The 10,114-nt window shown below is 49.0% G+C and carries 9 protein-coding genes; 7 read left to right on the plus strand and 2 right to left on the minus strand.

The window, feature by feature from the left end; genetic code table 11:
* Positions 1-191: 191 nt before the first annotated feature.
* Both AB7D94_RS14260 and gspG read right to left on the minus strand, forming a co-directional pair.
* Entirely contained in the window at positions 192-1,934 is a 1,743-nt protein-coding gene (locus AB7D94_RS14260; protein ID WP_420266611.1) for a GspE/PulE family protein, read from the minus strand.
* A 33-nt stretch (positions 1,935-1,967) separates the two neighbouring features.
* Positions 1,968-2,408, minus strand: a complete 441-nt coding sequence (gspG, locus tag AB7D94_RS14265) for a type II secretion system major pseudopilin GspG (protein WP_420266612.1) — start codon at positions 2,406-2,408, stop codon at positions 1,968-1,970.
* Between the two features lie 492 nt (positions 2,409-2,900).
* Here gspG and AB7D94_RS14270 point away from each other — a divergent pair, with 492 nt between their 5' ends.
* From AB7D94_RS14270 to AB7D94_RS14300, 7 genes are read left to right on the plus strand one after another with little or no spacing between them, the layout of a single operon-like run.
* Positions 2,901-3,398: a nitrous oxide reductase accessory protein NosL gene (locus AB7D94_RS14270; protein ID WP_420266613.1), complete on the plus strand. Its 498-nt coding sequence runs from the start codon at positions 2,901-2,903 to the stop codon at positions 3,396-3,398.
* A 5-nt stretch (positions 3,399-3,403) separates the two neighbouring features.
* Positions 3,404-3,694, plus strand: coding sequence for a hypothetical protein (locus AB7D94_RS14275; RefSeq protein WP_420266614.1), 291 nt, complete (start codon positions 3,404-3,406; stop codon positions 3,692-3,694).
* Entirely contained in the window at positions 3,691-4,845 is a 1,155-nt protein-coding gene (locus tag AB7D94_RS14280) for an ABC transporter permease (RefSeq protein ID WP_420266615.1), read from the plus strand. The genes AB7D94_RS14275 and AB7D94_RS14280 overlap by 4 nt, the downstream gene beginning before the upstream one ends.
* Before the next feature lie 3 nt (positions 4,846-4,848).
* Entirely contained in the window at positions 4,849-5,541 is a 693-nt protein-coding gene (locus tag AB7D94_RS14285; protein WP_420266616.1) for an ABC transporter ATP-binding protein, read from the plus strand.
* Entirely contained in the window at positions 5,538-6,548 is a 1,011-nt protein-coding gene (locus tag AB7D94_RS14290; protein ID WP_420266617.1) for a hypothetical protein, read from the plus strand. The genes AB7D94_RS14285 and AB7D94_RS14290 overlap by 4 nt, the downstream gene beginning before the upstream one ends.
* Positions 6,541-9,681: a phospholipid carrier-dependent glycosyltransferase gene (locus tag AB7D94_RS14295; protein ID WP_420266618.1), complete on the plus strand. Its 3,141-nt coding sequence runs from the start codon at positions 6,541-6,543 to the stop codon at positions 9,679-9,681. The genes AB7D94_RS14290 and AB7D94_RS14295 overlap by 8 nt, the downstream gene beginning before the upstream one ends.
* Positions 9,682-9,690: 9 nt before the next feature.
* Entirely contained in the window at positions 9,691-10,005 is a 315-nt protein-coding gene (locus AB7D94_RS14300) for an LA_3696 family protein (protein WP_420266619.1), read from the plus strand.
* The last annotated feature ends 109 nt before the right edge of the window (positions 10,006-10,114 follow it).

Genomic DNA, 10,114 nt, shown 5'->3' on the forward strand with positions numbered 1-10,114 from the left:
TGCCTCAGAATATGCACAATCATCATGAAACTCCCACTAAAGGGAAGATTCCGGTCAAGCCGGAATGACGGAAAGGGACAATTCGGAATGATTGCATAGATATTTTCTGCTTTATTTTCCAAATGCGTTTGACCTGATTGACTACCACACCGCATCGCCATTGATTATCTTTAACAGGTTATTATAGCTCGTCACGAGACCCTAAGAACCTCCTCCACCGTCGTCGTGCCGGTGATTACCTTTAACAGGCCGTCCTCTCTTAGTGTCCTGAAACCGTGATGTTCTATAAGGGATTTCCTCATAGCGATTATTGACTGCTCCTTCAGGAATTGCTCCTTGAGGTCCTCCGAGTATTTAAAGACCTCATATACCGCAATCATGCCGCGGTAGCCCGTGCCCGCACACTTGCGGCAGCCCGTGCCGCGTTTCATATCAAGCCTCAGGCCGAGTGAGTCTTTATATCTTTCATAGAGCTGCATAATGGGGTACTTATTCAGCAGTGCCTTTGACGGCTCAAACGGCTTTGAGCAAAACTGGCAGTTTCTCCTTATAATCCTCTGCGCTATGATGCCCAAAATTGACGCGTTTAAGAGATACCCCTCAAGCCCCATCTCAATAAGCCTGAACAGGCTGCTTGGGGCGTCGTTGGTATGCAGCGTGGACAGGACAAGGTGTCCTGTGAGGGCCGATTGCACGGCCACGGCGGCGGTCTCCGGGTCTCTTATCTCGCCGACCATGATAACATCAGGGTCATGCCTTAGGATAGACCGCAGGCAGGCCGCAAAGGACAGCCCTATCTCGTCCTTGACCTGTATTTGATTTATCCCGTCAATTTTATATTCCACGGGGTCCTCGACCGTGATTATCTTTTTTTCTCTTTTGTCCAGGCTTGACAGCATTGAATAGAGCGACGTGGTCTTGCCTGAACCTGTTGGGCCAGTGACCAGCAGTATCCCATAGGGCATGTTGATTAATTCCATGATTGTTGGTTCAACATCCTTTTCTATTCCTAGCTTTGTTATGTCAAACGTCAGTCGCTCCCTGTATAACAGCCTCATCACCACGCCCTCCCCGATGGCAAAGGGGATGGAGGAGACACGGACGTCAATCAGGGTTGCCGATATCTTGGTGCTGAACTTCCCGTCCTGGGGCAACCGCTTTTCGGCGATGTCCAGCCTTGCAAGGAGTTTGACGCGTGAGACGAGGGCAAGGAAGAGTTTTTCGTTGACAGTCTCAGACTCATGAAGTACGCCGTCTATTCTGAGCTTGATGCGGCTGGCCGACTCGGATGGCTCCATGTGGATGTCTGAGGCCCTTAGCTCTACGGCATTACTGAGGATATTATTCAAAAACTTAATCACGGGGGCCTCTGAGGCCATTTCCCGCAGCAGCTCAGGGTTGTCGTCAACAGTCAGCGATACAAGGTCTTTGTCAAAGGTTAAAAGCGGCCTTGACAGCTCATTTATCACCTGCTCAGCGGCAAGCATCAGGTTGACGCGGCAGCCGAGGACCTTTGACGCGTAATCTAAGGCTGAGGATTTTAGTGGATCATTGGTGATAAAGACGATGGAGCGGCACTTAACTGGTGCGTCCTTCCCTTCCTGCCCCTCCTTCTCTTGCGGCCCTCCCGGCCCCACGCCCTCAAATTCAGCCGATATGGGCAGATACCTTTGCCTCAGGAGATATTCAGTGTCTATGAGGCCGGTAATCTTCGCATAGAAATCCGCATCTATCTCAGGCATAGATTCTCTGTCAAACAGCGGGATGTCCATCTGTTTTGACAGGGCGGCCATCAGTTGGATTTCATTTACCGCCCCCATGCTGATGAGTATTTGCCCTACATACCCGCCGACTTCTTTCTGCAGTTCAAGCGCCTTATTTATCTCGCTGTCACCGATGTCGAAGAGTTCGGCCAGTACCTCGCCTATGAGCATTGGGGAGCACTCCGGCGGCGGCCAGTTGTGGCGCTACCAGTTCTTGATGATCTTGTCATCCATCTTGCCATTCGGCCCGAGAGAGAGTAAATCGAATCGGCCATGCTCACCGGGACACTTGTACTGGTAATCCCTGTGCCATGGGTCCTGGGGAATAATCTGCTTTGAAAGATACGGCCCGCGCCAGAGCTTATCCTGTGAGGCAATCAGCTCATTCAGGTCGGTGGGACACCTGCCCACGTCAAGATAAAACGACTGCACCGATGTTGACAGAAGCTCTATCTGGGCTGTTGTGAGCTGCTCTTTCGAACTCTCAAACCGTTGTAAAATATTCGGCGCTATCAGAGAGGCGATAAGGCCAATTATCATTACGACTATCAGGATTTCAATAAGCGTAAAGCCCCGTTGTGTGGCTACCCGCCGTAAAAGTGCCGTATCCATCATCATAATACACAGTAAAACATTTATTGTCATATAATGTCAATACGTCAGGGCAAACACTGTCACAGCAAAATAGAAATGTCCTATCCGGTTAATAATAGCTCATATGCGGTTAAGATATCCAGCCCAAATATCATCACCCGTCCCTTTCTCCACTCCCTTAATCCGTTAATCCTTGCTCCTTAACCAATCCGTTTCTTTTAGGCCGCGGTCTCATAGCGGTTTATGATCGTGCAACACATGATAGTTCCAAGGATTTCCATAAGTCAGGCTTTGGACGATTGGCATAAAATCAGAAATCAATTGAAGGAAAACAACAGAGAAAGGAAATTACAAAGCGAAGTGTTATCCCGCTTTATTTAACAGTCCTTCTTTGAGCGCTTATGGGGGTTACCCCCCTTCGTCGTTAATCCTTTTTGCTGTTGCCCCTTGCCGTGTTTATTTATATTGGCCAGATTGATTATAATAGTCTGTGAGGAATCCTTTATTAAAAGGTTATATTTACATGTCGCGCCGGAGGTCTTAATGTCGAAGAAATCGTTGATTATCGGACTATTGCTTTTGACCATATCAGTTACCGCGTATGCCGCAGAGCCTCATAAGGCTTCAAAGAGCGATAAGTGCGCCGTTTGTGGTATGCTGGTTGGCCCGCACTCGAAATGGCTCGCTCAAATTATCTTTAAAGACGGCACGTCCGCGTTTTTTGATGGCCCTAAGGACATGTTCAAGTTCTACTTCGACATCCCGAAATACAACACTGACAAGACTCAGGCCGACATTGAAGATATATACGTTACTGAATACTATACGGCCAAACCCGTAAAGGCACAAACAGCGTTGTATGTAGTTGGAAGCAACGTTATGGGACCTATGGGCAAGGAATTCGTCCCCGTAACCCCTGACAAAGCGAACAATTTCATGGTTGACCACAAGGGACAAAAGTCCCTGAAGTTTGACGAGATAAAGGCCGCAGACCTTCAATCAGGCGATACGGGCATGTCGCACTCCGCCCACAAGCACTAAGCAACATGTCAAAGACAAGACTATTCGCCGGGTTTATCGCCATAGAGGCGGCGGTGCTCGTTGCCCTATATATAGGCTCACTCAACGGGGTCAATGTAAAAGAGCCGGAGGTGGCGCTAAAGCGTAAGATGGTGCGTGTGATGAGACTAACCGACGTGGCCTTTTGGACAGAGGCCAGATATACGAGGCACCCCTCGCAGGCAGACTTCTTTGCCCCATTTCAGGATTTCCCATCGTCTGTTGACCACTTTCCGGCCGGTTCTATCGTACCGCCCGCGCAAAGTGTGGCCAGATGAAGGGCAATGGCCGAATCATTGAGTATGCGTTATCAACTTTAGCGAGAAGGAAGTTCAAGAATTTTTCTATCGCCGTTGTCTTTAGCGCCCTAATCGCCGTGCTTAGTTCAATCTTGTTTCTCACGCACGCATATAAGACCGAGACGCTTAAACTACTTGATAACTCCCCTGAGATAATCCTCCAGAATATGTCAGGCGGCAGGCACGAACTCATTCCCACAGAGTATATCAAGACCCTTTCGGGCATTGCCGGTGTGGGGCAGATAGTGCCCAGGTACTGGGGATATTACTATGACTCGCTTACGAGCGCCAACTATACCCTTATGGCCGTTGACGAAAACATGCGGGATATACAACTTATAGACGGGCGTATGCCACAGACAGACACCGAATGCGCCGTCGGCAGAGGGGTGGCAGACCTAAGACAGGCGGGACTAAAAGACGATTTCTTTCTAATCACCGGCGCTGAACTGAGCGTCAACCTGAAGATAGTCGGTATATTCACCGCAAACTCCGCCATTCTGACAAATGACCTTGTCGTCATGGCAAAGGACGGCCTTATTAAGTTTTTCAACATGCCACAAGACAAGGCAACAGACATTACCATAGAGGTAAACAACCCTGCCGAGGTATCCATGGTGGCAAGGAAAATCAGGCGAGCCTTCCCGAACTCAAGGCCGATACTAAAAACTGAGCTTATTCGCACGTACGACAACATATTTAACTGGCGCGGGGGGATTGTGCTGACAATGTTTTTCGGGGCAATAGCGGCCTTTATGATATTTGTATGGGATAAGGCCACAGGGATAAACGCACAGGAGAGGCGGGAGATAGGGATTCTCAAGGCCATAGGCTGGGAGACCGCCGATGTGCTCACGCTCAAGTTCTGGGAAGGCACCGTTGTAGCGATATGTTCTTTTTTCACTGGCCTGATACTGGCATACGTACACGTATTTTATTTTAACGCCCAGTTCCTTGCCCCTGTACTAAAGGGCTGGTCTGTGTTATTTCCAAGGTTTGAGCCGATGCCGTATATAGATATTTATCAGATATTCGTCTTATTCTTTTTAACGGTTGTGCCGTATGTTGCCGCTTCCGTTGTGCCTTCGTGGAAGGTCGCTATCTCAGACCCTGACGCCGTGATGAGGTAACAGATGGACGCCATTATCAGGACTGAGGGTGTGTCGAAGGTGTTTAACGCGGGGCTTGCCGATGAGACAAAGGCGATTTCGGCTGTGTCCATAGAAATATCCCGTGGACAAATTACTGTATTAAAAGGCCCAAGCGGCTCAGGCAAGACAACCCTGCTGGGGCTTATCGGCTGCATGTCAAAGCCGACCGAGGGAAAGATTTTTGTGGAGGGCAAGGACGTTGCAAAACTCCCTGAGCGTTTTCTCACAGATGTCCGACGCAAGACCTTTGGGTTTATCTTCCAGCATTTTAACCTCATCAGAGGCTTGACCGTCAGGGAAAACATCATGCTGCCGCTGTATCCTACCGATATAGATGGGCGACAGATGGAGCTGCGCATGGAGGAAATCCTTAATAAATTAGACTTGACAGCAAAACGCGCGGTGAAGGTAGAAAAACTCTCCGGGGGGCAGCAGCAGCGCGTTGCAATTGCCCGCGCTATGATAAACGAACCCGCCGTCATCCTCGCCGATGAGCCTACCGCCCACCTTGATACGAAACTCTCCGAGGATTTTCTGAACATCGTTACCTCACTAAACACAGAGGGAAAGACCATCGTCATAGCCACGCACGACCCGTTAATCTACGAAAAACCGTATATAGACAACATAATTGAGATGCGCGACGGAGCGGTGAAAGAGGCCGCCCTGTTGTGATATTTCACACGGGAGTCCTCGCCCTTGTAGTAGGCTCGTTGATTGTCCTCATCATGACTTTGTTTTCTGTTGCCATCGCGTTAAGGATAATCATTGGATGGGACATTACAAAAAGCACGTCGAAACAGCTCATACTTGAGCGGCAGACATATCTGGTCACAACGATTATGAAATACGTAATGGGGTTTCAAATCCTGTCCCTGTTCCTGTTTGTATATACGGCAGACGACATACACAAACTATTTGTAGGGGCGATGTGTGCAACAGGCTCACTTAACGCCAATCCCATCGGCTGGTCAGTGTTGTTTGCAAAGATTGTGATTTTTTTCCTGTGCGCTATGTGGCTTGCCATTAATCGTGTTGATGAGCTGGGAGAGGACTATCCGCTTGTCAGGTTCAAGTATAAATATCTGATAGCGCTTGCCCCTGTCATAGCGCTTGAGGCGTACTGGCAGCTTGATTATTTCCTTGGGCTTAGGGCAAATGTGATTACCTCGTGCTGTAGTTCGCTGTTTAGCGACGAGGGGGTTACGGTGGCTTCGTCTCTGGCGTCGCTGCCGGTGGGTCCGTCTATGTATGTGTTTTATGGCGCGGGCGCCGTTGAGATTGTACTTCTATTTCTGCTTATGAAAAGACCAGGCTCTTCACCAGGGTTACGGTATATTTCCGGTGCGTGGTCGTTGATATTTTTTATCGTTTCAGTGGCGTCCATAATATCTTTTGTGTCTATCTACTATTACGAGACCCCAGTGCACCACTGCCCTTTTGATTTGCTGCAGAAGCAGTATATGTTCATAGGCTATCCACTCTACGGGAGCCTGTTTGGCGGCATACTTTTCAGCATGGCCGCGGCAGTTACCGAACCATTTAAAAAAATAGATTCGATACGAACTGAAATTCACAACGCCCAGAGAAGATGGACAAAGATTTCCATTTTATTAATAATTGTGTTTATAATAATAGCAACATGGCCGATTGTCTTTTCGAATTTCAGGGCGTATGACTAAAACCAACGGCCAGCCCGCGATGAGCCGCTCAGCAAGCATAAGTTTCTATATTGTGGCCCTCATGGCCGCCTTTGTTCTGCGCTCCATTTTGGCGGTCTCTTTTGAAGGCCATCCAATAGACATCGGTACGTTTAAGGCATGGGTTATGCGTACGGCGGCAGTGGGGCTGTCCGGGTTTTATTCGGGGGAGGTGTTTGCCGACTATCCACCGGGCTATGTCTATGTATTTTACCTGTTAGGAAAGATAAAATCGGCACTTAATATTGCTGACGCGTCGAAGTCATTTTTGTATCTCGTAAAACTCCCTTCCATGATAACAGACATTGCGGCGGCACATCTCGTATTTTTGATGGCGCGCAGGAATTTTTCTGCGACAGTGGCCGCAGCCCTTGCCCTTGCCTATGCCTTTAACCCCGCGGTTATAGTTAATTCAGCCGTGTGGGGGCAGGTGGATTCGGTATTCAGCCTCTGCATTCTGGGGCTCATCATACTAATCACCGGCGGGCGGCTTACCGCGGGGGCAATAGTGTTTGCCATTGCGGTATTGATTAAGCCGCAGGGGCTTATATTTACGCCTGTCCTGATTTTCGCACTGAGCCGCGTATCTCTCAAAAAAGCGGCCATAGCACTCAGCGCCGCCGTCTGTGTATTTATCGCGGCAATACTGCCCTTTACGATTAATAAAGAGGCCCTCTGGATAGTCAAACACTACCATGAGACACTCTCGTCGTACCCCTATGCCTCACTAAACGCGTTTAATCTCTTTACGCTGTTGGGCGGGAATTTCGCGTCGGTTGCGGACAGGGTTCTTGGCGTGACATATGAGTTGTGGGGCTACATGTTTATCATTTTAACGGTCGGTTTTTGTACGTATCTGTTCTATAAGAAAAGGGACGCGGAGGGGATATATTATTTTATCGCCGCATTGCTGATAACCTCTGTGTTCGTCACGTCGGTGAAGATGCACGAACGGTATCTGTTTCCCGGCCTTGTACTTTTACTTGTCAGTTATGCCGTGATACGAGACAAAAGGCTCTTGTATCTGTACGCGTTTATAAGTGCGACATTCTTTATAAACGAGGCCTATGTGCTTCACTACGGCACGAAGGAAATCTATAACTTAGACCCGCATGGCGGAGTGCTTAGGATTATCTCGCTGGCGCACGTTGGCTGCCTTGCCTATCTTGTAAAGCTGGGTGCGGACATATTTATTAAAACACCTCTGCCCCGCGCGATAAAAAAACCTGTACCACACGCGGGCAGGCCGGTCGTAGAGGATGAGCATCCCGCTCCTTCGCCCGCCCCTGTACCTTTGACGCTCAAGAAAAAGGACTACGCCGCGATAACGATAATAACTATTTTAAATCTTGCCATTATGTACTACGGTCTCGGTTCATCTAAGGCACCTGAGACCTTCTGGAGCACCGCAGAGAAGGGTAAAAGCGCCTATGTGGATTTTGGCGGGGAGCGGTCAGTCGGCAGGGTCTGTTTTTTTGGCGGCATAGGCGGCGGGCAATACGAGATGCGGTCTTCGCTGGATTTTCAGAACTGGCAGTTGGTCAACACGCTCAAGCAAAATGCCGTGTTTGAATGGGAGTGCGTAAATGCGGACATGAAGGGGCGTTATATCCTGTTGACTGCCATGGTGCCGGGGGCGATGCTCAACGAGATAGCATTTTTCGAGACGGGCGCACAAACCCCATTGCCGGTAAAATCGGCAATGCCATATGAGCCGATTTACAACACCACCCAATCGGATAAAGATTCAGCCAGTAATCTGATTGACGAACAGAACACCGTACCGCCATCACCTTCATATATAAACAGTACGTATTTTGACGAAATCTATCACGCGCGCACGGCCTATGAGTATCTCCACGGCCTGCCGGTGTATGAAACGACACATCCGCCTCTTGGCAAGGTCATAATTGAAGCCGGCATTATTGCATTTGGAATGAATCCCTTTGGCTGGAGGTTTACAGGGGCGCTATTTGCCGCATTTATACCTGCCATCGTCTATGTGTTTGGGTTCAGGCTCTTTGGGCGGACGAGATATGCCCTGATAGCGTCACTTCTGATGACCTTTGACTTCATGCGTGTGGCGCAGGGGCGAATGGCCACAGTGGATACATTCGCGATTTTCTTCATAATCCTCATGTACTACTACATGTACAGGTACTGGGAGCTTTCGGGTGTCTCAGACGGTAAGTGCGACGGCGTGTTCAAAGGCGGAAATCTGTATCTGGGCGGAAGCGGCCTGGTTTTCGGATTGGGGGTGGCCGTGAAATGGATTGCCATCTATGCGGGCGGTGGGCTTGCGGTGATTTTTTTTGCGACTGTTATCAGAAGATATACGCAGTTCAGCAAATCAGAGAAATTGACATCGCCCCCGAAAGCGGGCAAGAGACAACGCTCTGCCCGAAAAATCCGGCAAACATCCCAATTAGACTTTGAACATATACACGCGGCAACAATTAAGGCAATACAGTACGCCGCGCTGTTTTTTATACTTATTCCCGCCGTAATTTATGTACTGTCCTATGTGCCAACGGCGAAATACCATGGGTTGACTGAGCTTTTGAGCGCCGCAAAGCAAAGCCAAACGGACATGTACGATTACCATAGTAAACTGGTAGCCGAGCATCCATTTTCGTCCAAGTGGTACGAGTGGCCGATAATGAAAAGGCCGCTCTGGCTTTATAACGGCAATCCACCCGAAAAGCAGCAGGCACAGAGCATTGTTTCAATGGGAAACCCTGCCGTGTGGTGGTTGGGAATAGCGGCGGTTGCGTTTGTCTTAGTGGTAGCCTTAACGAGGAAAAGGGTCGGCGGCGGCGTCTTTATCGTCCTTACGGGCCTGTGCGCGCAGTTCCTGCCGTGGGTGGCGGTGCCGCGCCTTACGTTTATATATCATTTTTACGCCTCTGTGCCGTTTGTCATATTTTGTATAACGTATGCCATAAAATGGCTGGAAGAGTGGAAAAACGGCCTAAAATGGTTGACGTATGCGTATTGCACTGTGACGGTTGCGCTATTTATAGCGTTTTATCCCATATTGACCGGCATTCCTGTGAGCAAGGCATATGTTAAAGCGGCTCTCAGGTGGTTTGACAGTTGGATATTTTATAGTTGACGATGGCGGTTGAAAAAGAAACAACCTATACGGTATAATGAAGTCGTGAGCGTTATAACGATACCGAGACCATTACGAGAAAGGCTGGGAGATGACGGGGTTGACGCACTGATTGCGGTCATCAATGAATCGAACTTGCGCTCTCGTGATGATTTGGCTACCAAAAACGACATCTCAAGGGTCGAGCTCAGGATGGAATCTATAAAATCTGACCTTGAACTCAAAATCGAGTCGAATAAGTCTGAGACATTGAAATGGATGTTTATATTTTGGGCGGGGCAGTTAGTTGCTTTTTTCGCCATGCTCAAGGCGTTCCTCAAATAATCCCCGCCAACAGCCCAGGGCAATCGCATTAGAAACTTACACCAGTAATTCCCTCTCATGGATTCCCGCGAACAGACTGTGTCACAATAGTAAAGCAGCCCCCCCCCCC

The sequence above is a fragment of the Candidatus Magnetominusculus dajiuhuensis genome (genome assembly GCF_046044395.1).
GTDB classification, from domain to species: Bacteria; Nitrospirota; Thermodesulfovibrionia; order Thermodesulfovibrionales; family Magnetobacteriaceae; genus Magnetominusculus; species Magnetominusculus dajiuhuensis.

Coding starts and splice junctions, on each gene's coding strand:
- AB7D94_RS14280 (WP_420266615.1), top strand. CDS start 3,691: ATGAAGGGCAATGGCCGAATCATTGAGTATGCGTTATCAACTTTAGCG.
- AB7D94_RS14270 (WP_420266613.1), top strand. CDS start 2,901: ATGTCGAAGAAATCGTTGATTATCGGACTATTGCTTTTGACCATATCA.
- AB7D94_RS14285 (WP_420266616.1), top strand. CDS start 4,849: ATGGACGCCATTATCAGGACTGAGGGTGTGTCGAAGGTGTTTAACGCG.
- gspG (WP_420266612.1), bottom strand. CDS start 2,408: ATGACAATAAATGTTTTACTGTGTATTATGATGATGGATACGGCACTT.
- AB7D94_RS14295 (WP_420266618.1), top strand. CDS start 6,541: ATGACTAAAACCAACGGCCAGCCCGCGATGAGCCGCTCAGCAAGCATA.
- AB7D94_RS14275 (WP_420266614.1), top strand. CDS start 3,404: ATGTCAAAGACAAGACTATTCGCCGGGTTTATCGCCATAGAGGCGGCG.
- AB7D94_RS14260 (WP_420266611.1), bottom strand. CDS start 1,934: ATGCTCATAGGCGAGGTACTGGCCGAACTCTTCGACATCGGTGACAGC.